The following is a 25,355-nucleotide window of genomic DNA, read 5'->3' as shown; positions in this document are numbered from 1 at the left end:
TCATGAAAAACAAAACAACAGAAATACTATTTGCGGGTTTCGGCGGGCAGGGAATAATGTTGATGGGTAAGCTCATCGCGCAGACGGGGCTTAATCTGCATAAAAATGTTACCTGGATGCCGGCTTATGGAGCCGAAGTGCGCGGCGGCACAGCGTATTCTGTCACCAAAATATCGGATAAAGAGATAGCCAATCCTATAATAGCCAACCCGGACATATTAGTAGCGATGAATGAACAATCGATGGCAAAATACGAGGGGAAATTAAAACCCAAAGGTATACTGATAATGAATAAGTCTTTGGCCCGGGCTAAGCCGTCGCGCAAAGACATAAAGACGGTTTCGATACCGATGACGGAGATAGCCTCAAAATTAGGAAGTTCCCGCTGCGCGAATATGATAGCCATAGGGGCTCTTCTTAAGCGCTCCAAAATATTTCCCCTAAGAGCGGTGACAGCTGCGTTAAAAGAGATGATGGGTGACAAAGAGAGCGTCTATCAATTAAATAAAAAAGCTATAGAGAAAGGTTACACAAAAGCGTAATACAATGGTAAAAGTAAGATTTGCCCCAAGCCCTACGGGCTATTTACATATAGGAAGCGCGAGGACCGCATTATTTAATTGGTTATACGCCCGCCATAATAACGGTAAATTTATTCTAAGGATAGAGGATACCGACAAAGAGCGCTCTAAGAGCGAATATCTCGATGAGATATTGGGATCTTTGAAGTGGCTTTTTATGTCCTGGGATGACGAGCTTGTATTTCAATCAAACCGTTTTGATGTGTATAAAAAATACGCTCAAATTTTGGTGGAAAAAAATCTGGCGTATCTTGAAGGGCCGGCTATAATATTCAAGGTTGAAAAAGGCAAAAAAGTATCTTTCGAAGATATGATACGCGGCAAAGTGGAATTTTCAACCGATGATATAAAGGACCAGGTGCTTATGAAATCGGACGGCACCCCGACGTATAATTTCGCGTGCGTTGTGGATGATTACGAGATGAAGATAACCCATATTATACGCGGCGATGACCATATATCGAATACGCCCAAACAGGTCATGCTATATGAGGCGCTGGGCCTGCCGCTGCCAAAATTTGCGCACATACCGCTTATACTGAGCAAGGACGGCGGCCGTCTATCGAAGCGCCATGGCGCGACGAGCATATTCGAGTATAAGAATATGGGATTTTTACCGGAGGCGCTCGTGAATTATTTATCTTTGATGGGATGGGCGCCGGGGAATGATGTCGAAGTGCTGCCCATAGAAGAGATAATAAAACTATTTGATGTAAAGGACGTCAACAAGACCGGCGCGATATTCGATATGGACAAGTTAAGCTGGATGAACGGCCAGTATATAAAGAATATGGACTTAGAAAAACTTGTGGCCGCGGCAGAAGAATTTCTTAAGTTTAAAAATGTGCTCGGCTCTAAATACGACCGCGAGCAATGGAAAAGTATAATTTTGGCGTATAAAGAGAGGACCCGCACGTTAGACGACCTGGTAAGCGTCTATAAGATATTTTTTGCCGATGAGATAGAGTATGATCAGAAGGCGGTAGAAAAATATTTAAATAAGCCCGGCGCAAAAGAGATAGTGCAAAGATGCAAAACCGCCGTTACCGGGTGCGCCGACTTCGGCAAAGTGGCGATAGAAGAGGCTTACAGGAAGCTGGCCGATGAATTAAAGGTAAAGGCCGGTGAATTGATACACCCGACCCGTGTCGCGATAAGCGGAAAGACCGTAGGCGCGGGGTTATTTGACATGATGGAATTATTGGGCCGCGAAAAGGTCCTCGCGCGTCTTTCAAAATTTTGTTAAGCGTTGCCCGGTGGTGTAACGGTAGCACAGCAGATTCTGGATCTGCTTGTTTAGGTTCGAATCCTAACTGGGCAACCATGAACCATTCGCCCCTTCGGGGCTCAGGTTCATGGCGCAGCCATATTGTTAAGGCGAATGGTGAATGCCCTGCACCGGAGGCACGAAGTGCCGACTGGCACTGGGCAATAATATCGGCCAAAACCCAAACGCGAGTTTCTTTATAAGGACACGAATGTGGCAAGTCTATATTATAGAGTGTAAAGATAGCAAGCTATACACAGGCGTAACAACAGATATAGATAGGCGCTTATCAGAGCATAATTTAAGAAAAGGGGCTAAGTTTACAAGAGTTAGGGCGCCTGTCAAACTTGTCTACAAACAAAAAGTTGCAACGAGGTCCGCGGCATTGAAGCGCGAGGCGGCCATAAAAAAGCTACCACGCGCCGAGAAGTTAAGCTTGATTTTGTCGGCGAATCGAATATAATATAGGGCCGTGAAATTATGATATTATATGAAGAGATATTGAGGGAATTTCAAAGGCAGAAGGTTAAATATGTACTTGTCGGAGGAATTGCCTTCAATTTGCTGGGTGGCAATCGTAATACGCTCGACATGGATATTCTTGTGGACATGACAGACAATAACCTTCGCAAGGTCGTAAAAATTTTAAAACATCAGGGATATTATGTTAAACAGCCGGTAGATCCCATGGGTATCGCAGATCAGGCGACAAGAAAAGATTGGATTAAGAATAAAAATATGAAGGCCTTCAACTTTTATAAAGGCCGAGATAGTTATGAAGAAGTCGATATTTTGGTTGATTCCCCCATTAGCTTTAGCGTCGCTAACAAAGATGCGATAAAAGCGAGAGTCGGCAAGCTTACGTTGAAAATTATTTCAGTTAAAAATTTTATAAAAATGAAAAAAGCGTCGGGCAGGGAAAAGGATCTGCGCGACATAGAAGAGATAAAAATATTTGGGAAGAAACGATGAGTTTTGCCTGGGAAACAAGAAAAGAGAAGATATCAAAAGGGCTCACGATATCTCCGTTAAAAAAATTGGAAGGCATGAGATTAATGAACGAGCTCTCCGATAAAGTATTAACGAAGCAGCAAAAAATTGTTAGACAAAAATTAAGAGAAGCCAATTAAATAAGTTTCGTGCGCGGGTGGCGGAACTGGCAGACGCGTATGTTTGAGGGGCATATGGCGCAAGCTGTGTGGGTTCAAATCCCACCCCGCGCACCAAAATTTAACAATGCACCAAATTTGTGTGGCCCCATCGTCTAGCCCGGCCTAGGACGTTAGGTTCTCAGCCTAAAGACTGGGGTTCAAATCCCCATGGGGCTACCACTTATACTACCTCAAATCAGAGAGGTAGAGAATAAAGCATCGTAGCCGACATTTTAATGTCGGCTATTTTGTTGTAATTTGTCGTCGAGGAATTCAGGAACATCTCGCCAGTTTAAGCGATTTTACCACTCTTGGCTGTGGTGACCGCATTATGCAAAGTCAGCCAGAATTCAGCCAACGTCCGCGTTTATTGCCTCTCCCTATCTCACATTTAACACATTGGCATTTAATCGATTTTGTGCGAGATTCTTGGGTTTAGAAGCTATCACTGTTTCGCCAATGGCTCGATTAAATGCTTCTGCGCTGCATTCGGATCATTACAGCAAAAGCCTCTCTGATTATTAACTAGAGAGGCTTTTGATAGCTAAGGGCGGGTTATTTTAGAAGGTCGTTCCACATAACTTGCTGCTTTTCCCATTCGATTTCTTTCGTGATGGCGAGTATTTTATGCTCGGTTAAGTTGCGGATTTTTTCATCATTTGACAGAAGGATTTCTTTTTGGATAGCAGGGCTCAAGAACAGCAAATTCAGGATTTGGCTGACTCTCGGCGGAGTCATATGAAGCCACTCCGATATTTGTTTCGCGCTTAAGGCGTTAGCACTATCAAGCATCTCTTGTATTTGATAAGCCAGCACCAAGTACTGGCGCAGCCTCGGCTCATGTGAGATCTTAGCCATGCGGCATCTTGGAGAGGCATGCCTAACTGGTTGTAAATCTACCTTAAATTCAAATTTCAGGTCAGTTCCCATAAAATCCTCGCTTATTTCATCCTTCGACTTAGCTCAGGATGAAGCCCTGAGCCTGTCGAAGGGCTTCAGATCCTTTTGCAGCTCTGGATGTAATAGCAGGTATAAGAATTTAAGGCCGCCGTGGTTTAACGTAAGCCCAATTTTGGCGTCCGTACCGCTATAATCAACTTCTTTAAGCATGAGTTTTAGCACTTTGTGTTTTTCTTGGGGAAAGAACGTTTCCCAAATGGGCGAATTTACTATTAATGCCTGCTCAAGCTCACGGTCTGTGATGATTTTTTGGCCTAAAGACATCTCTTTCAAGCGAGCTTCGGTCAATAAGCGGTCATATTCGCCGTATTTAGCCGTAAGAGTCTTTAGTTCCTGCTCCAATTCACGCTTATTTTCGGTCGGAGTTTTCAGGGTTTCTTTTAAATTGTCGATCTTATCATGCAGATTGCGCGCATCCTTGATTAATACTTTCGTTTTTTTGTCATGGGCTTCGATCTCTTCCCGGATATGCTTGTTTACCTCCTCGAGAGCGCCTTTCCGTAGCTCGGAATCCCCTGCTATTTTAATCAAAGATTCGATTACGGCATTCTCAATGTGCTGAGCATTCACCGACTTGGTGGGACAGTTGCCGTAGCCTCGTTTGTGGGCATTTAGGCAGACATAATAGCGGTATTTGCGGTCTTTTTTCTTACTGGTATATGTGTGGAACATAATGCCGTTACAGGCCTTACAGCGCAAGATACGGCTGAGGAGGCCAGTATTATGCGTATTCTCGGAATGATCGCGCCTTACGCGATTATTAGCGATAATTTCCTGCGCTTTGTTGAACGTTTCATCCGAGATTATGGCTTCATGCGTGCCTTTGTAAAGTTCACCGTTATATTTGACTTTGCCGATATATAAAACATTCTTCACTATAAAATGGATATTCGTATTCTTGAATTTTATACCGCCATGATCGCCGGATTTGGTTGCGTGTCTCTTAGTAAGATATCCTTTTTCATTCAAAATCTTCGCTACCGATAGGAAAGACTTTTCGCTAATGTATAAATCGAATATTTCGCAGACTATTTTTGCGTCTTTCTCGTTAATTAAAAGCTTATGGTTAACTTTATCGAGATCGTAGCCCAATATAGTCCTTCCGCCAAGCCATTTGCCTTTCTTGCGGGCAGCGCCCATTTTGTCTTTGACGCGTTCACTGATAATTTCGCGCTCAAATTGGGCGAAAGACAGCAGAATGTTCAATGTAAGTCTTCCCATAGAATTGTTGGTGTTAAAGGCCTGAGTTACGGAGACAAAGACGACGTTATATTTCTCGAAAAGCTCCAAGAGTTTAACGAAGTCAAGCAATGACCTTGATAATCTATCGACTTTATAGACTACAATGCAGTTAATTCTGCCTTCTTTTATGTCGGCAATGAGCTTCTGCAAGGCAGGCCTTTCGGTGTTGGCACCCGTATAACCGCCATCATCATATCGATCCGGTAAGAGTATCCATCCTTCGCTCTTTTGGCTGTTAATATAACTCTCAGAGGACTCGCGCTGGTTATCCAAAGATGTAAAGTCTCGCTCTAAACCCTCGCTAGTTGATTTTCGAGTGTAAATCGCGCAGTACAATCTCTTTTTAGCGATGTCCGTTTTCATAACCCACCTATAAATTGAAAAACAAGTATCCGTTCCAATGTGATCCGGTTATTTCTTTAGCTATCGCAGTAAGCGTCTTATAAGTTTTGCCGTTATATTCAAAGCCTTTTTCGAGTATTTTGACTCGGATTTCGACGCCTTTATAATTTTTGGTAATAAGAGTACCCGGCATAGGAAGCCGCCTATCACGCGAAATACATCGCTTATCCGTGCCATTATTAATACCATTCGGTCGCAGTGCCTTATTATTAATAGGATCATATTCTTGAGCCAGTTCCTTGGCTTTGTCTCGCGCTTCTTCCGGAAGACTGCCATATCCAAGCTCTTGCATTCGATAGGCAATCTTCTGCCATAGATATGTCTTATTATTAGACGGCGCCTTTTTACCATCAAATATGGCCTCATATTCCTTTTGTAATTCAGACAAGGACGCTGTTTTAAGAGCCAGTATTCTCGCTAAAATGCCCTCTTTCATCGCTGAAAAACCTCCTCTCTAGCCTCATGTCATATAGGCCATACTATTCGGCACAAGTCAAGGCGGTATCGGCAGATTTATTAAGCATTAAATAACTGCCTAAAGAAGAGCGCCCCTAACCAAAGGCGCTCTTTCTGTGTTGCCTATTGTTTCTCTGTTTTCTTCTTATCCTGGAATTTCCATCCGGATTTCCAGCGTTTTACTGCGGCCTCTTGGATCTCTTCGATTCGACCCTTTGCTGTACTTGGCTTTACGGCTTCAGCAAGCTCTACCTTATTCATAACTCTGAAGTTGGCGATCTTCTTAGCCTTGGCCTCTTCCATAAGCTCCTGCCGAGTTGGACCGCTAATTTTAACCTTTTTATTAGTTGCTTTCACCGCGCCCTCCTTTGGTTTACGGGTTTCTTTAACCTCATATCCATTCTCGCCTTTATCAGTACGATATAAGGTTCCTGTCTTGTAGTTCTTGAACCACTTGCCTCCGCCCTTGGCTATGCCTAGATATTTTGCATCGGGATCTCCAATCACCGCCTGCATTTCTAGGTATAAGCCAGCCTCTTTTTTTACTTCTGCTATCGATACTGCCTGCTTCTTTTTTGCGATCATTTCAACGCCTCCTTTCGTTGATCACATCTTCCTATTTGGCTTTTTGGATAGGATTCGCCTGCGGTAAAAACGACATAGGTCGTCCCATCTTAAGCCATCTTTGATACTTCAAATCCCGCTCCAAAAGGATCGTCCCTATATATATTCCTATATGTATGTGTTTTCTCATGGGAACGCGCCTCCTTTCTTGAAAACCTTTTCCTCTAGCCTCATGTCATATAGGCCATACTAACTGCCACAAGTCAAGGCGATGAGAGCAGGTATTTTGGGTTGTTAAAAGGGATAAAAAGCTGACTAAAAGGCTTGTTTTTCGATGAGTACATTAAACCTTTTTATTAGCCCATTTGCCATTTCCTATAATATAGTGTATACTTTTCTTTACGATAGTTTACGTTTAGTTTAATAATGTAAAATCAGGCCAGGAGGCATAAAATGGCAGATGATTTGATGACAACTTCAGAGGTACTGAAATACCTTAAAATATCTAGAATGACCCTGTATAAATGGATGCGCCACAAGAAATTACCATTTCATAAGCTAGGAGGTCGCTATCGGTATAGAACAAGCGAAATAGATAAGTGGATAAACAAAAGATAGCTTAATGGCAAAGGATCGGGAGGATATATGAACAATAATGGAAAAGGCGTTATATTAGTAGTAGATGATGACAAAAAGATAACGATGGGCCTTCAAGGTTTTTTTACGACTTTAGGCTACGACATGCTTACCGCGCTTGATGGTAATGAAGCGCTTAAAATCATCGATTCCGTAACCCTTGACCTCATACTTCTTGATGTGCGAATGCCAGGTGTAGATGGTATCCAGATATTAAAGCACGTACGAAAAGATAAACCCAAGACCAAAGTAATTATAATGACCGCCTACGATGAAGAGGTGAAGGGCGAAATTGAAAAGATAGGCATAGACGGGTTTTTTGCGAAACCTATAGATGTTGCCCAGTTAATAGGTAGGATTCGCTACGTTATAGATAAAATTAAGCAAGATACAAGGGTATATCCGACTAAAGAAAAAGCGCAGTCCATAAGTAAACAAACTCCTAAAGCAAAATTGTTATTCATAGAACCAAGCATTGAAATGTATGCTTTCACTTCGGGGTTGTTTAACAATCCTGATTTTTGCCCGGGAGAATACGAGAAAAAAGTAATATATTGTGGCATAGATAGTCTGTCGGGGATTATATTGCACGAGTTATGTGAGTACCAGCCGAACATTGTGTTGATAAATGATTATGCGATGAGCGAAGGCGATATTCTAAACATGATAGATTTGATCAGAGGCATTAAAATACAACCCGATGAAATTGTAATTCATAGTTTATTTGAGCGCGGTGGCATGTTTGAAACGCGGCTACAGCAGAAGAATGTGAAAAGATGCATACAGAATGTAATGAACCATGAGCAGCTAATTGAAATGAACCAAAAGCTCATAAGCTTTATCAATAATATATGTGTAGAGCAGAGGCTGGTAAAAGGATAGCAAATATATATGTTATTAAAGGATAGAATAGCAATAGTTACGGGTGGGACCCGAGGTATTGGCAGAGCAATAGTCTTTGAGTTAATTCAACATGGCGCCAAAGTTGTATTTACATACCTCAAAAGTGACGAATCCGCCGGTATAATTTTAGACGAAATAAAAGAGCTCAAAGGTGAAGCCGAAGCAATAAAAACCGATGTCAGAGTATTTGATGAGGCAAAAAATGTACTTGAAGAGACGCTGACCAAATTCGGCAAGATTGATATCTTGGTTAATAACGCAGGGATCACCAAAGACAAGGCGCTTGTATTTATGGAACCATCAGAATGGCTTGATGTTATAAACACAAACTTGACCGGCTATTTCAATATGGCAAAGGCATGTATAGGATCTATGATGAAACAGAAGAGCGGAAACATAGTAAATATATCATCCGTATCTGGTGTAATAGGAATTCCTCGACAGGTAAATTACTCAAGCGCTAAAGCAGGCGAAATAGGGCTTACAAAATCCCTAGCGAAAGAAGTAGCTTCTTTTGGTATTAGAGTAAATGCTATCGCACCTGGTTTCATCGATACTGACATGACAAAGGATCTTAAACAAAAAGAGCAGTTTATTAAAATGATACCTTTTGGCCGTTTCGGGAAACCTGAGGAAATTGCTAAAGTAGTAACATTTTTAGCAAGCGATCAGTCTGCTTATATTACAGGTCAAGTTATAAAGGTTGATGGCGGTTTTGCAATATAAAGGGAAGGCAATTTTGACTTCATACAAGAAGAGAGTTGTTATAACAGGATTAGGCGTAATTTCTCCCATAGGTATTGGCAAGGATCAATATTGGCAGAGCCTATCAGAAGGCAAAACTGGTTTTAAACCGATCACGTTATTCGATACATCTGATTTAAAGGTCAAGATAGGTGGCGAGATTGCAGGGTTTAATCCAGTAGATATCTTAGGCAAGAAGGGGCTTATAGATCTGGATAGGTCAACAACTCTTCTATCATCCGCTACTAAATTTGCCTTAGAAGATAGTCAAATAGATTTATCGAATATCAATTCTCCTGTAACAGGCATATCTATAGGCACTACCTTTGGTAGCCTAAACAGCTTGTCTCAATTTGACAGGCAGTCTTTGGAAGAGGGGCCTAATTTTGTAAATGCGTCAAGATTTCCAAATACCGTGGTTAATTCACCTGCGAGTCGCGTTGCTATTCGTTACGGCGTTAAAGGCCCTAACGCTACTATTTCCACAGGATTTTGCGCCTCTATAGACGCATTAGACTATGCCATTCATTGTATAAACGCTAATAGAGCCGATAGAGTAATAGTTGGAGCGGTTGAGGAGATGTGTTTTCAGACGTTCTTCGGATTCTATAGATTAGGGTATCTGTCAGGTTTAAATAACGATAAAGAACCATTATCATGCCCGTTCGATAAGAGGAGGGATGGTATTATTTTTTCAGAAGGATCAGCCGTATTTATCTTAGAAGATTTGAAAAAGGCCGAAGAACGCAAGGCTAATATTTACGCTGAAGTATTAGGTGTTGGTTCTAACTTTGATCCATTTCGTTTAGATAAGTTTAATCCTAAAGGAACAGGTATCGTTGAAGCAATAAAATTAGCCTTAACCAACGCGAGCTTAAAGTCCGATGATATAGACTGTGTGTTTGCTAATGCTAATTCCACACAAGATGCTGATGCTGTTGAGACAAAAGCTATAAAAGAAGTCTTTGGAGACAAAGCATTAAAAATACCAATTACAGCAATAAAATCTATGATAGGTGAATCGTTTAGTTCTTCGGGTGCCATGGCTGTAGCTGCTGCTTTGGGCAGTATATCAAAAGATTTCATACCGCCTACGGTTAATCTTGAAGAGAAAGACCCAATGTGTGACTTAGATTATGTTCCCAATAAGGCAAGAAAACAAAACCTTGGCAAAGTAATGATAAATTCCTTCGGACCTAATGGCGCTAATAGCGTTTTGATTATTGGAAAGCATAAAGGATAGTCATGATAACCCTTGATATTAATCAGATAAAGAACCTTATACCGCAGAGGTATCCTATTCTCTTGATTGATAAAATCATAGATTTGGAGCCGGGAAAACGTGTGGTTGCCATTAAAAACGTGAGCATTAACGAACCATTTTTTGAAGGGCACTTTCCTGATGAGCCAATTATGCCAGGAACATCAATTATTGAAGCTATGGCACAAGCATCAACATTTTTGGTCTACAAGCCTGAAAAAAAAGAGCAAAAGCTAAACTTCTATTTAGGTGTCGTAAAAGATACCAGATTCTTCAAAACAGTTTTACCTGGGGATGAGCTAAAGATAATATCTGAGGCGGTTAGAGTTACGGAAGATAATGTTTATGCAAAGGTAAAAGCAACCGTAAAAGATGAGACTATTTCTACAGGTGAATTCGTGTTTGTCAGGAGAAAAGTGTGAAGAAAAGAGTCGTAGTTACTGGGTTAGGCGTTATTAGCTCTATAGGTATTGGCAAGAACGCCTTTTGGGATAATTTGCTAAAGGGAAAATCCGGTATCAGCGAGGTAGCGTCTTATGACACATCTAAACACGTCACGCATAAAGGCGGAGAAATAAAGAACTTCAATCCGGAAGATTTTATCTCCAAAAAGAGAATAAGGTTAATCGGCAGGGCATCACAACTGGCGATGAGTGCGACAAAATTAGCATTAGAAGACGCTCAGCTATCAGATGGATCTATATCTAACTATAAGACAAGCGTCTGCTTAGGCACCACTATGGGTGAGATACAATCTGTTGAGAAAGCCGACCATACTTGGATTAAATCGGGTCAAAAAGAAGTAGGCAATTTAGCTCTTTATCAGTCTCCCTTAAATAATATACCTTCATCTGTCGCGATGGAGTTTAAGCTAAAAGGACGAAACCGTATCTTTACCACCGCCTGTGCCGCAGGTAATTATGCCATTGGTTACGGATACGATTTATTACAGTTTAATGAGTCGGATATAATAGTGGCAGGAGGCTCTGATTCATTTTCTTGGATCGCGTTTACAGGGTTTAATAAGGTAAGTGCCACAGCGCCTGAGAAATGCCAGCCTTTTGACAAGAATAGAAAAGGTATTATTCCGGGCGAAGGATCAGGTATTGTAGTTTTAGAGACTTTAGACCAGGCGAAAAAGAGAAATGCCCATATATACGCAGAAATCTTAGGATATGGATTAAGCTGTGATGCGCATCACATGACTAATCCTCAAGCAGAAGGGCTTGCGTCTTGTATGAAGAATGCCCTTAAAGACGCAGGCTTAACTCCAAATGATATAGATTATATCAGCGCGCATGGGACAGGAACCATATTTAACGATAGGGCGGAATGCGCAGCCATAAAGCAAATCTTTGGCGATAAGAAAATACCAGTAAGCTCAATTAAATCTATGTTAGGTCATACTATGGGAGCGGCATCAGCTATTGAAGCTATCACTTGTTGCCTTGTAGTTGAAAATAACATAATGCCTCCAACAATAAATTATGAAACGCCTGATCCGGAATGCGATATTGATTGTGTTCCTAATGTTTCTAGAAAACAGACCATTAATATAGCCCTAAATAATGGCTTTGCTTTCGGCGGTAACAATGCTTGTCTTGTAATTAAAAAGTTTCAAAACTAATAATAGAAAAGGGGTAGCTATGCCTGATAGTTTAGAACAGGAAGTTAAACTGATCCTTTCCCGATTGACAGGCTTGGATGTTGGAGAAATAAGTGACACCGCTAACGTAGTCGATGATTTGGGTATAGATTCCCTAAAGATAATAGAGATAGCCACAGAAATTGAGAGAACATACAAAGTTGCAGTCAAAGACAGTGAATTGGGTAAACTTAGAACAGTAAAAGATGCCGTTAGCTTCCTTAGGGAATTGATAGCGAGAAAAAATGGCTAAAGATAAAAGAATTGTTATAACTGGTATAGGCCCCATAACTTCTATAGGTATTGGCAAGGAAGCTTTGTGGGGAAGTTTGCTTGAGGGCAGGACTAATATAAAGCTGGAAGAATCTCGTATCGACGGAGAGTTATGGGATAAGTATTATTTTCATAAAGTTGATGGCTTTGATATAACTAAATTCGGAATTAATAAGGAGTTATTAGACTGGGTTAAGGATTGGAAAGAGGGCGATGAGATCGTAGATCTATATTATATGATTGCTGCGATAAAGTTAGCACTTGACGATAGCGGCTTAGACTATAAACCATATGAAGAAAATGATTTTGGGCTTGTCTTGACTCATGAAAATATGGGATTAATACCATTTCTGTCTAAAGTAAGTGACCGCGCTTTTAATATACTAAAAGATAAGTCGAAAGACTTGTCAAAGAAAGAATTCTATGACAAGCTTTATAAGGATTGTATAAGAAGTGGTTATGATGTTCAGCCCTTTATGACTCTTTTTCACATAGCCAAAGTTTTTAACGTGCGGCAGCATTCATTATTTATATGTAACGCCTGCGCTTCTGGTTTATATGGTATTGAAACAGCGAGTGAAATGATAAAGAATGGTCAAAATTCTACCGTTATAGTTGCGGCTTCAGACTATCCGGATATATATAAATATATTTGGTTTAGAGACTTAGGTATTTATTCTAAGGATGGTGTTATGAAACCATTCTCAAAAGATAGTAAAGGTTTGGCGTTTGGAGATGGGGGAATTGCCATCGTCGTAGAAGAATTGGAGCACGCAAAGAAAAGAAACGCCCCAATATATGCTGAATATTTAGGTGGCGGTTTTTCTCTTGAGGGATGGCAGGTAACAGTCCCTAAGGTTGGTAGCGACTCATATCAGCGAGCCATATCAAAAGCCTTTAAACAAAGCGGCGTTGATAAAAAAGAAATAGATCTTCTTTGTCCACATGGCATAGGGTCGCATGTTATAGATTATTATGAGTCTAAAGCAATTACGGATACTTTTGGGGTAAAATCGAATAAACCTCTTATTACAGCCTTCAAGCCGTATGTAGGCCATAATTTAGGTGGGAGTGCTTTGCTAGAAACAGCAATCCTGTTGCTTTCGCTAAAAAATGAAACGATTATACCTACTTTAAATTCTGACAATACGAATCCGGCATATAATATAAGTTTGGTGAGAGAAAAGATTGATAAAAAATTAAAAATGGTTATGAAAATATGTGCGGCATTTGCTGGTTATAATGCGGCGGCGATATTTAGGAGACTTGATTGATGTCATCCCATAAATATGATTATGATGCAATAATTATTGGTGCAGGTATTAGTGGGCTTGTATGCGGATGTTATTTGGCGAAAGCTGGACTGAAGACGTTGATTGTTGAAAAGAATGTCAAGCCCGGTGGCTATTGTACCTCATTTTCGCGCAATGGATTTTATTTCGATGCGTGTGCTCATTCTCTAGGTAGCTTACGCAACGACGGTATCATTAGGCAGGTTATTAAAGGGTTAGATATAGAGTCAAGAATCAAAATACATAGACATGATCCGCAGGACATTATTATATCGCCGGATCATAACATTTCTTTTTGGAATAAACTTGATAAAACGATTAACGAGTTAGGGAATGCTTTTCCAAAAGAAAGCAAAAATATAAAAACCTTTTTAACTTATTTAGACAATTCTAAAGGGTTAGCGAGTGCACAACTGAGAAATAGAACATTAAAAGATCTATTAGACGAATATTTTAATGATATAAAATTGAAGGCGTTTTTCTCTGTGCTTATTTTAGGAAATTTAGGATTGCCAGCATCTTTAATTTCAGCATTTACGGCTGCCAAGTTTTATAAGGAATTCATTATAGATGGTGGTTATTATCCAGAAGGTGGCATGCAAGCATTCTCTGACATTCTATCCAAGAGATTTAAAGAGTATGGAGGTGACCTATCTCTGTCTAGCCTAGTTACTAGAGTAAAGCTGAAAGATAAGAAAGTAGAAGGAGTAGAAGTATGGGATAAAGATTTTATAACTTCAAAATATGTAATTTCAAATTGCGATTCCCTTCTAACTTTCCAAAATTTGATTGGAGAGGAAATAATCGGTAAGGAAATAATAAATAAGCTTAGCTTACTCAGTCATTCCTTATCCATGTTTATTTTATACTTGGGAATAGATGGGAAATTAAATTCTTTGCCTAAACCCGGTGTTAATATGTGGTTACTGCCCAATTACGATATAGAGGATATGTATGATAGGGCTAAAAAAGGTATGATAAATAACTCTACGTGGCTCATGATGCGTGTTATGCCAGATCAAAAAAGCATTACGATGTTCATTAATTCGTCATTTAAAGATATAGGATACTGGAGAACTGAAAAGCATAAACTAATAAAAAGTTTTATTAAGAGACTTGAATTTATAACACCTGATTTATCGAAGCATATTGTATTAAGCGATGCTGCAACGCCATATACATTGTATAAATGGACATTAAATCACGAAGGAGCTTCTTATGGTTGGGAGAGTTTGCCTACCCAATTTGCCGTTCCTGGCCTATCTCAGACAACACCCATAAAGAATTTATATTTGACAGGACACTGGACTACCTTAGCACAAGGCATACCAGGAGTTGTATATTTGGGGCGTGACACAGCACAGATTATTACAAGAAGAGAAAAGAAGAGCCTATGAATTTATTTGCAGTAACAAGCATTGCTTGCGGTGTTTTTTGCACAATTTTAGCTCTTGTTACACTGATATTTGGCAGAGCGAAGATTCATCGCATACTAGCTTTTTTTAACATTTCAGTGGCTATATGGGGTTATGGTTGTTTTTGGGTTAGTAGGGCAGCTAGTGAGCCAATGGCGCTGTTCGGATGGAGGTTTGGTCAATCCGGTGGAATATTTATCGCTACCTTCTTTTATCATTTGGTATGTATTTTTTGTGGTCTGCAACGAAGAATACAACTTATTGCTGTGTATATATGGAGCATGTTTTTTCTCTATTTTTGTTTTTTTACAAATTTGCTATTTGCAAAAACACGTTTTGTTTATGGCATCCCTTATTATAACGATGCTACTTGGCTTTATGCCAGCCTTGTTTTTTCATGGTTGTTTATAGTATGCGTTAGCTTCTTTGAGTTATTAAGATTTTTCCCAAAAACAAAAGGTGCTAAACGCATTCAGACTCTTTATATAATTTTTGGATTTCTTACTGGATTTGTAGGCGGAGCCTCAACGCTTATCCTTATGTTTAAAATCCCTATTTACCCTTTTGGTAATATTACCATTCCTATCTATTGCCTCATAGCAACTTACGCAATTTTAAGACATCACCTCATGGATGTAGATGTTGTAATTAAAAAGACGGTTGTTTTTGCAACTTTACTTACAATAATCTTCGGCATATTTGTTGGAATAACATTTTTGATACAGCAGGTTATTATGGGAGGCAGACTTTTAGGGGCCGCTATAAGTTGTTTGATTATAATTCTTGCGTATAGGCCAATAGAAAATTTTTTAATTGCCATTACCAATAAATACCTTTTTCAAAAAAAGTATGACTTTTATAGCCAAATAATAAAACCTTTCATAGATGATGTCGCTACGGTGTTGGATATCGACGAAATTGTTACTAGAACCATAGATTTATTAGAGAAACTTCATCCTAAATATTCAGATATTCTTCTATTAAACAATGACAGATATATATCGCACGGTGCTAAGGATGAAAGCGCAGTCCGGGTTATTGGAAAGGACTCACCGATCTCAGAATGCTTGAAGTCAATAAAAGATATTTTATCCATTGAGGATGAAAATGACAAAAAAATAAGCGAAGAAATAAAAAACGAAATGCTTAGCCTTAAGGCTAGTTTAGCGGTGCCGTTATTAATTCGCGATGAACTTATAGGTATTATCCTTTTGGGTAAGAAAAAATCAGATGAGTATTATACTCAAGGAGAGTTAACTATGCTCATGGACTTGGCGCGCACAGAAGCGATTGCCATAAAGAATGCCCAACTTACCAAGGAGATAGCGGAAAAAAGTGAGAAGAAAGGTATTGATAAAACTTCTGTTGGAGCGGCTCATCAGATGAAAAACATATTAGCGAGACTCGCCGCCAGTGCTAAATTCGTATCTACCGCTATAAAGGTTACGGAGTCGAAAGAGGTAACTCTTGAAAAAGCACAGTCTTTACTAAACGTAACAAAGGATAGTATGCAGGGGATATTAAAGGAAGCAGAAAAAGGTAAGCGTATGCTCGATGCTATCCTTTATCCCGCGAAGGTCAAGGAAGATTTCGCCGAATTGAATGTTTACGCAATCGTAAAACAAGCGTTAGAACAGTCCTCTCGCACAAAATCAAAAGACGTCTTGGAGCGAAATATCTCAGCACCTGTTATAACCAACGGCGTCTCAGAAAACCTCCCTCACATAATAGGGAATGAAAGCTTGGTAGAGCAGATCCTTGAAAACTTAATAAATAACGCATTCGATGCCATAATGTGGAGAGACTCTTATTTAAAACCGGATGGCACATACAGAGGTAAGATAACCATTACAGCTAAAGACAAAGGCGGAAATATTGCTATAACCATCGAAGATAATGGCATAGGCATGAAGGATGATGTAAAAGAAAAGCTCTTTGCAGGGTACTTTACCACAAAGTCAGCGGAGCGTAAGGGCGACGGAGCAGGTTTATATTCTATGAAGGACTGGATAGAACAACATAAGGGCAAGATTTCGTTTTCTTCAGAATACGGCAAAGGCACTACCTTTACAGTAGAACTTCCAAAAGAACAGGAGGGCTTTAATGGCTCTAAAGCTACTAATCCTTGAGGATGATATAATCCTGTTAAATAGCCTAAAAGATATATACGAACTGATGGACTACAAAGTTTTTGCTACACCAAAGGGCGATGAAGCCCTTAGAATAATCGAAAAGGAAAGACCTCATGTAGTATTATGTGATTTGCAGCTAGAAGATTCACCTATAACAGGTATTGAGGTATTAAAACAAACAAGCCAAAAATATCCAGATATAAAAGTCATCGTGGCAACGGGCTATGGCAAGGACGATAGTATTGTAAAAGTATGCGACCAATATAACCCCTTTATGTTCTTGGGTAAGCCAATAGACTTTGACAAACTTAGTGATACATTACAAGAATTGGCGAAGAATATAAAATAAGAGTATATAAAGATGATAAATGAGCCTCTCCACAAGCTATTTCATGATCTATCGGGCCCTACAGGTACGATAAATACGATGTCTCAAATATGCATTTCATATATTACCACATTCAATATGGAAAGACTGGAAGGCAATCTCAAAGAAAATTTGACCAATGCTTATAAGGACATCTTTTCTTGTAGAGAGAAAATCGCCGAGCAGCTCAAATTAGTAGCAGCTGCGTTAGATAAAATAGAAAGCAAGGATATTGCTGATACATTGCAGGAGTGTATCAATCATGGATTAAAAGGCTTAAAGGAAGCCGAGGAAACTTGCGAGATATCGTACAACTATCTTTTAAAATATGACAAGAAAGAAAACTTATTGCAATTCGGCGAAGAGGTGAAGAAATTTCAACCGATATGCCAATATATGGTAAAGGCGATGAATTTGTGCAAAGACAAGCTTACTGCTTTAGGTAAGTATTAAGGTGCTCATGGATATAAAAGATAGAGCGGTTAAAATTATAGCGGAACAATTGGGTGTAAGAGAGGAAGAAGTAAAGGATGACGCTAGGTTTGTAGAAGACCTCGGAGCCGATTCTCTTGATACGGTCGAGCTTGTAATGGAATTAGAGGAACAGTTCGGCATTGAAATTCCTGATGAGGATGCAGAAAAAGCGAAGACAGTAAAAGACGTTATAGACTATATAAACAAGAAATTGATACAAGAGGGCAAGGGATACGGGAGTATAGTATAGGATTATGGTAAGCCCATTACTTAATAACAAGAAAAAACGGATAGGATTATTTCAACTTTTCAAGGAAATTTTTATCGCTGAAAGGCTTTCTCGTGAGATAGAAAAATCAAAGCAGGAAATGGGAAAAAACCTCATGGCTCTTCGAGGACTTTCCGATCCCGTTGCCCGCTTGAAGTGTCTAGAAGAAACCGAAAAGTATTTTAACAAAGGGAAGGCATTAATGTATGAAATGAAAGAACGCCAGACATTTTTACCTAGTTTCGAGGCACGACAAGATGCAGCTTTGGAATCAGAACTTGAAGACTGGGGCGCATTGATTTCCGGACTCAGGATAATAAACAAGATCGCCGTTGAAGGCTATCTTCACGGAGATGCTATCGAAAAATGGACGGAGCTTCTCACATACTTAGGTTTTAATAATCCAAAAGTTATGATATCTTTTACTTTAAGAAAGCTTTGGAAAATAATCATTATAAAGGATCCCGTGTGCCGCCAGTTAGATGACTTGCCACCCGATAAAATAAAGAAACAGCAAGGTATAAGAAAGATATTAGAGCGTATGGGAGGCAAATTCTATTATAAAGCCGCACCTTCTTTTGGCACTAGAATAACAGTTATGCTGCCTTCAAATGATTGAGAGGTAAAAGTTATGATAAAATTCTTAGTTGTAGATGATGAAACAGGAGTATCGCATCAAATAAAAGAATTCCTAATACAGCGAGGCTATCATGCTATGGCCGCCACTAGTGGTCCCGAAGCCATTGCGCTCATTAAAAAAGAAAAGCCCAATATCATTGTATTAGATATTATTATGGAAGGCATGACAGGGATAGATGTTCTGAGACAGGCCAAAAAAATAAACCCAAAAATACGTGTTATCATGCTTACCGCGGTGGAAGATGATAAGACTCGTCAAACCTGTATGGATTTAGGGGCTTCAGCTTATATAATTAAACCCTATAACTTTGATGATGTTCTCAAAGCGGCGCACAAGCTGATAAATGAAATATACGAGGAGGAGACAAAGTGAGTATTCCCACGATATTGATAGTAGATGACGAACGGGATCAGTTAGATAATATCAAAAATTATCTTGAATTGCGGATAAAGGGCAATTTCCCATCGGCCATAAATGGCGAAGACGCGATAGAATATATAAAGAATAATCCCTGCGATATGATGATTCTTGATATAAGGATGCCTAAAAAAAGCGGTATCGAGGTACTAGACATTGCTAAGGACATGCCCATGTATAAGATAGTCTTTACAGGATGGGATAGCGATCAGGTATTTGAGGCATGTCAGAGTAGAGGTATTGACGAATACATAACGAAGGGCAGCTCGCTAGTGGAACTTTACGATAAGGTGACAAAAGAGCTGAAAAAAAGAAATCAATTTTTCCCGTTGGTTTAGAACCGCTTCGGATTTTGATACAATATGGCAAGAGATTTCTTTTTGGATCTATTCTCGAAATGATGCGGTCTGTGGCTATTTATCTGAACGGAATCTCCCTTAGATAGCGTCCTTTCAAGCTCTTCTACTACAATCGTTATTTCACCCGCTATAACAAACATAAATTTTATGGTTGCTTCAGGATCCTGTTCCTGCTTTGTCTTGGAATTCGGCTCAAGCTCCATGAGCATTGACATATAGCCGCTATTCTTCGGGGAGACAATTTCTAGGACAGCCCTATCATTATATCTAAATGTTCCGCCCCTGGCTTTGGGCTTCGTTATGCAGATCTCCTTGGCCGCTTCTTCTAACTGCGCTTTATCCTCGTATTCTGTGCTTTTATAGAATTGATTTAAGTCTACACCTAGAACATAGGCAAGCTGCAATAAGGAAGAGAGCCTATCTTTCAGGTTCTCACCGCGCTCTATCCTCTGAATAGTACGGTATCCCAACGCGTTCTCGCCGTAAGTAAAGCGAAGTTTCTTTACTAAGTCAGAACGTTTTAGTCCTTGTGCTTTCCGTATTTTTTTTATGTTATCACCGATTTTCATAACATCACAATTATATCATATCTAGGCCATTTGTCAATAGAAAAATATAGAAATGGCTTAATATATATGCCTATTTTAAGTCTTAACAATATCATAACACCAATAAACATAGTAAGTTATGAGTATAAAAGTATATAAATAAGCCATTGTATTGCAGATACTATTGACAAATGGCTTATTTATGATAAACTTTAAGTGTAGTTAAAAGAACAGAAAGAGGTGTCCTATGTTTAGAGTAAACCATATAGTTGAGATAGCGAAGCATTCGCACCAGATGCCAGTTATATTGTCGTTTTTAATAGGGATGTTTCTTTTAAACAAAGAAGCATATTTGTTTAACGATGAGGATAAGGGCGTTGGCGATAACATACCGCTGACCCTTATCGACTCGCTTAAGAAATGAGAAAGAAGGCGATTTTTGTGGCAGAGAGAGTTCAGTGCACAGAATGTGGGTCCATAGGGTATACAGCTTCTCCTGAGCAAGTTAATTGTGATAAATGTGGGGGGAAGCACAAGGTAATACCCGAAGACCATGAAAATCTAAAACCCATTAAACGATTCGGGATATTCTCCTTGCTACGCTTGGCAAGAGGATAATATCCTGAAGCCGGGTTACGACAACCGTTTTCCCCGTGCGTGACCCGGCACTATAGATAGGGTGGGGAAGGCGCGGTAATATGACAAAGACAGATAAAGAAATCTTTACTGAGATCTACAACTATAAAAGGTTCAACTTTGTCATAAAGGTTATTCTAAAGGAGCAAAGCTTGGAAATAGAAGGCATAGACGGAGACAACAGCATTACAAGCGCTAAGGTATATTTTAACCCGCTAGCAGCCACAAACAACAAAATTAGCCACCATTTACTCAGCGATCCCGGTAAAGGAATATTGAATGATGTGAAAGAGTCCTTGAGAATCTATGCCGATTATGGAAAAGGCAACAATAAGAATAGGCTACGACGTAGGAAATTCCAGTCACCACGAGTGGGAAACAATGCAGAAATGTTAAGTAATAAAAAATATAGATAATTGTTGTTGCAATGCAAGGAATTCATGGTATAGTTTGATTACTTTAACATCAGGCACAGTAATGTATCAATAAAATTAGGCGATATGACTATAATGATAGCTTGGAGCGAAAATAAGAGGCTAAGGTTTTTCATAAGAGTCATTTCAATAATAATCATTCAGGCATTCCTGCTGTATGATATCACATGGGCTACCGGAGGCGAAATGGGAGCCCATAAACTTTCTCCGCCTTCAGTATTTCAGCAATCCTTCCCTAATGAAAAATCCATAGAGTTTAAGAACTCGGTATTATCAGATATGAGGTTCCTCACAGCAGCATTCTCTATAGGCGCCTGTTTACTAACTGATCATCTTCCGATTAGGTATGTTAAGCCCGTTGTCGAAAGAGAATTCAGAAAAAATATAGAACTATTGAACGGGTTTGATTTGGATAGCATAAATAATGAAGACGGCGTTGTTTCTGTAAGGTATTCAAAGGACGGCAGGGCATATATGGTAAAAATATGTCCGAAAGAAAAGATAGGCGATCTAAATAAGACAAATTCTCATTGGGCTGTGTCAGCGAAGTTCGGCATACAGGTAGCCGAAGTTGACAATACGCTATCCGGGGGAAAGATAGCCTTATCAGCGGATAGAGATAAAGTATCTGAAGAAATAGACATATTAAGGAAGGTCATCGCAGAAGCAGAGAAAGATATTACTAATTTAGAAACTGAGAAATCCGGCATTAACGCAAAGTTATCTTCTTTGAAGCAGGATGATGCCGATGCCGGGCGCAAGGCAGAATTAGATGGATTACAGACAAAGAAACAGCAGCTTGAAGAAAAACTAAGGGATCTGCAAGGCAAGAAGACTTCAATATTAGATAGGGTAAAGGCATTAAAGGCGAATATAGAAGTAATAGATAAGAAGATAGCAGATTCTTTAAGGCAACAGGAATCCAAGCGCTTAAGCACCGAAAAATCTTTAGAACAACGACCAGCCAAAAAACTTACCGCACCATCTCTAATGGAAAGAATCCTGCCATTATTCAGACGTCTTGTTATGCCTCTTATGTTTTCTCTTATATTGTTGGTTACGGGCTGTGCGACTAGTTTTAGCGCGCGCCTGGGTCCGCTTCAAATACGTAACGATACCGTTGTTTCAATAAATAAGCCGCATGAGGGAGAGAAGATAGTCGATCTAAATGCAAGGATTTCTTTAGGACAAGGGCAGGTTGAGGAAAAAGTAGCCAAAGACCAGATTGATTTGGCTGTCGGTGTAAAGGCTAAAACAGGGCCTTTAAATATGGGCATACAACCCTCAGTTTCCATAGTTAACCTTAAAAAAGGCGCACCACCCGTAGACCTAAAATTTAATATTAAATCTACCGAAGAGAAAAAACTGCGTGATTTGTCTTCTTTAACCGAATCTACCGATGTAAAAGGAAAAGTCAGAGCAGATGTTCTGCCTGTGGTTGGAGACGTAAAATCGTCTATTGGTTTAAGCGATATTCCGAAAGGTAAACCGCCTATTGAAGTCAGCGCAGGTGTTTCTCTTGGTGCAGAGAAGATTAAAGATTCAAAAGGTGAAGGCCTCCGGGAATCTTTAAAATTAGGCGGCGAAGGCGAGATGCGTTTAGGACCGTTAACAGGCGAACTAAAACCATCAGTTGGCTTAAAGGAACTAAAAGAGGGTGATCGGATTTTAGATTTGCAGGGCAAGATATATGTAGATAAAACACCCGCCTTGAGTACAAAGAATATTACTGAGGTGGCTTTCTCAAGGGGCACCCGGCATCTATTGGCGCCTTACATCAATCATCCTGTGGTAGGAGCCATTGTAAAGCTTAATGACGGAACACAGATTGTTTACGGCACAGAATGGGATTTAAGAAGATTTATTAAGGATCTTGGCTTTACACCTATTGCAGGAACAGAAAAACGTGAAGACGTAGGATCATTAGGACTAGCACCAAAGCGCGTTATCTCAATGGATGCCCAGACGCCCGAAGGCGTTAAAACCCTTACCTATGAATCGGCTTTGGAATTGTCTAAAAAACTGAATAACGGCACCACCGCTGTTTACTATGTAGAAACAAAAGAAGTACGGATAAACCCAGCGGATATAACTAATATCAGCTATTCTAGAGGGAATAGACATATAGTCGCACCCTATATCAATCATCCTGTGGTAGGCGCTATTGTAAAGCTTTCTGATGGCAGTGAGATAATATATGGCACAGAGAAGGATTTAATAAGATTCGCCCAGGATTTAGGTCTTAAGCCCGTAACAGGTTCTGAAGCATATGAAGATGTTGGTTCGTTAGGAGTCTTTCCTAAACGAATAATATCTGTAGAAGTTGAAACACCTCAAGGCGCAAAGAGAATTACCTATGATACAGCCGTAGAAGAAGCCCGTAGAATAATTGAAACTAAAAATGTTCAGGTTGTTACTCCTCCTATCGTAGTGGCTCCAGAAGTTTCTCTCGCGCCTCAGGCTACTCAACCAAGTGTAAACCCATCGCAAGTAGAAATGCAGATAAAGGATTTATTAAAGCAATCCCAAGAAGATATCAAGAAATGCCAAGAAGAAATCAAGGGTATGTTATCCAATATCGCAAAACTTGTAGAAGAGGCTAGAGTAGATAAAGCAAAAGTCGAAGTGTTAGAAGCTCAAAGGCTAGAAGCAAAGACTAAGTTAGAGGAGGCGGAACAGGAAGTAAAAATCGCTCAAGATAAAATAAGGGCTCAGGCAGAAGAGAATAGAACCCAGGCAGAAAAATTAGCCAAAGCAGCTCAGGAACAAAATGAAGCGGCTTTTAAAATAAAGGCACTAGAAGAAAAGAAACAATCTTTGGAAGCCGAAGCATCAACTCTGAAAGGTAAACTTAATACTGCGGAAACGAAACCTGCTAATGTAGTGGAAAATCCCAAGGAGAATGAAAAGACTTGGTTGGGCAGTCATTGGGAAGCAATTCTTTCTATGCTGGGCATCCTAAGTCTAGGTATTATTATATTATCTATTAGCATATATAAGAGCCGAAAAAGGTTAAATCAACTTAGGCATGAAATAGCTGAAAAAGAGGCTGAAAAAGCACTTTTAGCTCAAGAAATACAATTAGCAAAAGACGCTCTTCATAACGTAGACAGCCAGATAGATCAATCAAAGGCAACATTAGCAGAAGCTGAAAAGATACGTCTTGCGCAGGAGAAAGAGATAGCGGATGCAAATCTTGAGATAGTTCGCTTAAAAGCCGAATCGGATAAAGTAAAGGATGAGCTTGCCAGACTTAATGAAGAAAAGGCCAAGGCATCACAAGAGGCAGAAGAAAAGGTACCAGAACCTAAAGCCGAAATTGTTAAAGAAGAGCCACCATCAGTTGTTACGCCATCCGAAACAGCAAAGCCTCTAGAAACACCGCCTGAAACAGTAATACAGCCGGAAACTCCGCCTCAAGTTGTACCTGAAGAAAGCAAGATAACCAGTGCGGAGATCGACCAGACTATAGAGTTTTTAAAGTCTTTATCCTCCAAGAGCGTCCAAGGGCTGCTTAAATCACAGAAAATAGATTTAAAAGGGAGAATACGCTATCTTCATGATGAGTTAGGTTTAGGCATTGTGAATGGAAAAGGAAGAAGCCTCCTTTCCAGAACCCCAGAACTCCTGCGGAAACAAAAGATATTTTTACAGAATCTCGGTCTGCCATTGACTACTAGTAACATCGCCTCATCCAGAAGAGGTTTTGCCAAAAAAGAGCTTAAGCATATTATAAAAGATCCCGAATGGAATAAGTTAACCAATGAAGAAAAGCTTTCGGTGGTTAGCCATCTCTATGATATATACGACCTAAGGTTGTCTTGGCTTTTAAGGGATAATGATTGGTATCAGCTCCTTCATTATTTTAATCTTGCGGGAGAACCTATAAATTATACCCCCCGTTCAATTGATTTTATTCAAAAATATGAGTTAGCTCGCTTCAAAAAAACCGCCAATATCCAACAAGCAAAAAACAGACTCGCCAAGATAAAAGCAGTTATTGAACTGTTTAATTTAGGAGTTGCGAAACTGCTCTGTATCGAAAAAACTAAAGAAGGCTTTGAGATTTATAAAGTAAGGCCCGAAGTATATGAGGGAAAAATACCATACGAGAAACAGTATTATCCTCTACCCGAACCCCCATCCGCTAAGACTGAAGAAGCCCGGAAAGCCGAACAGGCTGCCATAGACGCGTTAAAGCCCGAAGCCGCTAAGTTGAAGATAGACATCACGAACATGACATCCGTACAGGCCAAGGCGGCCATTGACTCTGCAAAACAGACAGCGG

At 39.8% G+C, this 25,355-nt stretch carries 28 protein-coding genes and 3 tRNA genes; 26 read left to right on the top strand and 5 right to left on the bottom strand.

Going from position 1 to position 25,355, the window contains the following annotated elements; translation table 11 throughout:
- Positions 1 to 2: 2 nt before the first annotated feature.
- The 8 genes from Q8R38_04370 (at position 3) to Q8R38_04335 (ending at position 3,179) form a co-directional block, all read left to right on the top strand.
- Positions 3 to 542, top strand: coding sequence for a 2-oxoacid:acceptor oxidoreductase family protein (locus tag Q8R38_04370; protein ID MDP3791260.1), 540 nt, complete (start codon positions 3 to 5; stop codon positions 540 to 542).
- Positions 543 to 546: 4 nt separating this feature from the next.
- Complete coding sequence (gltX, locus tag Q8R38_04365; protein ID MDP3791259.1) at positions 547 to 1,827, top strand: glutamate--tRNA ligase; 1,281 nt, start codon at positions 547 to 549, stop codon at positions 1,825 to 1,827.
- Positions 1,828 to 1,831: 4 nt separating this feature from the next.
- Positions 1,832 to 1,905: transfer RNA gene (locus Q8R38_04360), tRNA-Gln, on the top strand.
- A 154-nt stretch (positions 1,906 to 2,059) separates the two neighbouring features.
- Positions 2,060 to 2,311 (top strand): GIY-YIG nuclease family protein, encoded by a 252-nt coding sequence (locus tag Q8R38_04355; GenBank protein ID MDP3791258.1) that lies wholly within the window; start codon positions 2,060 to 2,062, stop codon positions 2,309 to 2,311.
- 17 nt (positions 2,312 to 2,328) lie between these two features.
- Positions 2,329 to 2,820 carry a hypothetical protein gene (locus Q8R38_04350; GenBank protein MDP3791257.1) on the top strand — a complete coding sequence of 164 codons (492 nt, stop codon included), beginning with the start codon at positions 2,329 to 2,331 and terminating at the stop codon, positions 2,818 to 2,820.
- Complete coding sequence (locus Q8R38_04345; protein ID MDP3791256.1) at positions 2,817 to 2,978, top strand: hypothetical protein; 162 nt, start codon at positions 2,817 to 2,819, stop codon at positions 2,976 to 2,978. Before Q8R38_04350 ends, Q8R38_04345 begins: the two co-directional genes overlap by 4 nt.
- Before the next feature lie 11 nt (positions 2,979 to 2,989).
- Positions 2,990 to 3,074: transfer RNA gene (locus tag Q8R38_04340), tRNA-Leu, on the top strand.
- Between the two features lie 27 nt (positions 3,075 to 3,101).
- Positions 3,102 to 3,179 (top strand) — tRNA-Glu (locus Q8R38_04335).
- Positions 3,180 to 3,554: 375 nt separating this feature from the next.
- Here Q8R38_04335 and Q8R38_04330 read toward each other — a convergent pair.
- From Q8R38_04330 to Q8R38_04315, 4 genes are all read right to left on the bottom strand, one after another.
- Complete coding sequence (locus tag Q8R38_04330) at positions 3,555 to 3,857, bottom strand: hypothetical protein (GenBank protein ID MDP3791255.1); 303 nt, start codon at positions 3,855 to 3,857, stop codon at positions 3,555 to 3,557.
- A gap of 105 nt (positions 3,858 to 3,962) precedes the next feature.
- Positions 3,963 to 5,564 carry a recombinase family protein gene (locus Q8R38_04325; GenBank protein ID MDP3791254.1) on the bottom strand — a complete coding sequence of 534 codons (1,602 nt, stop codon included), beginning with the start codon at positions 5,562 to 5,564 and terminating at the stop codon, positions 3,963 to 3,965.
- Between the two features lie 7 nt (positions 5,565 to 5,571).
- A complete protein-coding gene (locus Q8R38_04320; GenBank protein ID MDP3791253.1) occupies positions 5,572 to 6,039 on the bottom strand; it encodes a DUF2924 domain-containing protein in 468 nt (155 codons plus the stop codon).
- Between the two features lie 143 nt (positions 6,040 to 6,182).
- Positions 6,183 to 6,644 carry a hypothetical protein gene (locus Q8R38_04315; protein ID MDP3791252.1) on the bottom strand — a complete coding sequence of 154 codons (462 nt, stop codon included), beginning with the start codon at positions 6,642 to 6,644 and terminating at the stop codon, positions 6,183 to 6,185.
- A 624-nt stretch (positions 6,645 to 7,268) separates the two neighbouring features.
- On the opposite strand from Q8R38_04315, the gene Q8R38_04310 reads away from it, so the two are divergent.
- From Q8R38_04310 to Q8R38_04240, 15 genes are read left to right on the top strand one after another with little or no spacing between them, the layout of a single operon-like run.
- Positions 7,269 to 8,141 carry a response regulator gene (locus tag Q8R38_04310; protein ID MDP3791251.1) on the top strand — a complete coding sequence of 291 codons (873 nt, stop codon included), beginning with the start codon at positions 7,269 to 7,271 and terminating at the stop codon, positions 8,139 to 8,141.
- Between the two features lie 9 nt (positions 8,142 to 8,150).
- The gene (fabG, locus tag Q8R38_04305; protein ID MDP3791250.1) at positions 8,151 to 8,888 is read left to right on the top strand and encodes a 3-oxoacyl-[acyl-carrier-protein] reductase; all 738 of its coding nucleotides are present in this window, start codon (positions 8,151 to 8,153) and stop codon (positions 8,886 to 8,888) included.
- Positions 8,869 to 10,149 carry a beta-ketoacyl-[acyl-carrier-protein] synthase family protein gene (locus tag Q8R38_04300; GenBank protein MDP3791249.1) on the top strand — a complete coding sequence of 427 codons (1,281 nt, stop codon included), beginning with the start codon at positions 8,869 to 8,871 and terminating at the stop codon, positions 10,147 to 10,149. Before fabG ends, Q8R38_04300 begins: the two co-directional genes overlap by 20 nt.
- A 2-nt stretch (positions 10,150 to 10,151) precedes the next feature.
- Positions 10,152 to 10,589 carry a 3-hydroxyacyl-ACP dehydratase FabZ gene (gene fabZ / locus Q8R38_04295; protein ID MDP3791248.1) on the top strand — a complete coding sequence of 146 codons (438 nt, stop codon included), beginning with the start codon at positions 10,152 to 10,154 and terminating at the stop codon, positions 10,587 to 10,589.
- On the top strand, positions 10,586 to 11,794 hold the full coding sequence (locus Q8R38_04290) for a beta-ketoacyl-[acyl-carrier-protein] synthase family protein (GenBank protein MDP3791247.1): 1,209 nt from the start codon (positions 10,586 to 10,588) through the stop codon (positions 11,792 to 11,794). Before fabZ ends, Q8R38_04290 begins: the two co-directional genes overlap by 4 nt.
- Before the next feature lie 19 nt (positions 11,795 to 11,813).
- Positions 11,814 to 12,065 (top strand): acyl carrier protein, encoded by a 252-nt coding sequence (locus tag Q8R38_04285; protein ID MDP3791246.1) that lies wholly within the window; start codon positions 11,814 to 11,816, stop codon positions 12,063 to 12,065.
- Positions 12,058 to 13,359, top strand: a complete 1,302-nt coding sequence (locus Q8R38_04280; GenBank protein ID MDP3791245.1) for a beta-ketoacyl synthase N-terminal-like domain-containing protein — start codon at positions 12,058 to 12,060, stop codon at positions 13,357 to 13,359. Before Q8R38_04285 ends, Q8R38_04280 begins: the two co-directional genes overlap by 8 nt.
- The gene (locus Q8R38_04275; GenBank protein MDP3791244.1) at positions 13,359 to 14,774 is read left to right on the top strand and encodes an NAD(P)/FAD-dependent oxidoreductase; all 1,416 of its coding nucleotides are present in this window, start codon (positions 13,359 to 13,361) and stop codon (positions 14,772 to 14,774) included. The genes Q8R38_04280 and Q8R38_04275 overlap by 1 nt, the downstream gene beginning before the upstream one ends.
- The gene (locus Q8R38_04270) at positions 14,771 to 16,921 is read left to right on the top strand and encodes an ATP-binding protein (GenBank protein MDP3791243.1); all 2,151 of its coding nucleotides are present in this window, start codon (positions 14,771 to 14,773) and stop codon (positions 16,919 to 16,921) included. Before Q8R38_04275 ends, Q8R38_04270 begins: the two co-directional genes overlap by 4 nt.
- Entirely contained in the window at positions 16,896 to 17,273 is a 378-nt protein-coding gene (locus Q8R38_04265) for a response regulator (protein MDP3791242.1), read from the top strand. Before Q8R38_04270 ends, Q8R38_04265 begins: the two co-directional genes overlap by 26 nt.
- A 12-nt stretch (positions 17,274 to 17,285) precedes the next feature.
- Complete coding sequence (locus tag Q8R38_04260) at positions 17,286 to 17,744, top strand: hypothetical protein (GenBank protein MDP3791241.1); 459 nt, start codon at positions 17,286 to 17,288, stop codon at positions 17,742 to 17,744.
- Between the two features lie 7 nt (positions 17,745 to 17,751).
- Positions 17,752 to 18,015: an acyl carrier protein gene (gene acpP / locus Q8R38_04255; protein ID MDP3791240.1), complete on the top strand. Its 264-nt coding sequence runs from the start codon at positions 17,752 to 17,754 to the stop codon at positions 18,013 to 18,015.
- Between the two features lie 4 nt (positions 18,016 to 18,019).
- The gene (locus tag Q8R38_04250; protein MDP3791239.1) at positions 18,020 to 18,652 is read left to right on the top strand and encodes an ATP-binding protein; all 633 of its coding nucleotides are present in this window, start codon (positions 18,020 to 18,022) and stop codon (positions 18,650 to 18,652) included.
- Positions 18,653 to 18,664: 12 nt separating this feature from the next.
- Positions 18,665 to 19,045 carry a response regulator gene (locus tag Q8R38_04245; GenBank protein MDP3791238.1) on the top strand — a complete coding sequence of 127 codons (381 nt, stop codon included), beginning with the start codon at positions 18,665 to 18,667 and terminating at the stop codon, positions 19,043 to 19,045.
- On the top strand, positions 19,042 to 19,428 hold the full coding sequence (locus Q8R38_04240) for a response regulator (protein ID MDP3791237.1): 387 nt from the start codon (positions 19,042 to 19,044) through the stop codon (positions 19,426 to 19,428). The genes Q8R38_04245 and Q8R38_04240 overlap by 4 nt, the downstream gene beginning before the upstream one ends.
- Here Q8R38_04240 and Q8R38_04235 read toward each other — a convergent pair.
- Complete coding sequence (locus Q8R38_04235; protein MDP3791236.1) at positions 19,425 to 20,018, bottom strand: XRE family transcriptional regulator; 594 nt, start codon at positions 20,016 to 20,018, stop codon at positions 19,425 to 19,427. The two genes, Q8R38_04240 and Q8R38_04235, sit on opposite strands and share 4 nt — an antisense overlap.
- Before the next feature lie 226 nt (positions 20,019 to 20,244).
- Between Q8R38_04235 and Q8R38_04230 the strand changes: the two genes are divergently transcribed.
- The 3 genes from Q8R38_04230 to Q8R38_04220 all read left to right on the top strand — a co-directional run.
- Positions 20,245 to 20,421, top strand: coding sequence for a hypothetical protein (locus Q8R38_04230; protein ID MDP3791235.1), 177 nt, complete (start codon positions 20,245 to 20,247; stop codon positions 20,419 to 20,421).
- A gap of 274 nt (positions 20,422 to 20,695) precedes the next feature.
- Positions 20,696 to 21,049, top strand: coding sequence for a hypothetical protein (locus tag Q8R38_04225; protein MDP3791234.1), 354 nt, complete (start codon positions 20,696 to 20,698; stop codon positions 21,047 to 21,049).
- Between the two features lie 93 nt (positions 21,050 to 21,142).
- Positions 21,143 to 25,355 (top strand): hypothetical protein (locus tag Q8R38_04220; GenBank protein MDP3791233.1); only part of this gene is annotated, 4,213 nt, incomplete at its 3' end.

The sequence above is a fragment of the Candidatus Omnitrophota bacterium genome, from assembly GCA_030695905.1.
Taxonomy (GTDB): Bacteria; Omnitrophota; Gorgyraeia; order 2-01-FULL-45-10; family 2-01-FULL-45-10; genus CAZHPY01.
The sequence above is the reverse complement of the archived record's forward strand: the minus strand, read 5'-3'. Positions and strand labels throughout refer to the sequence as shown.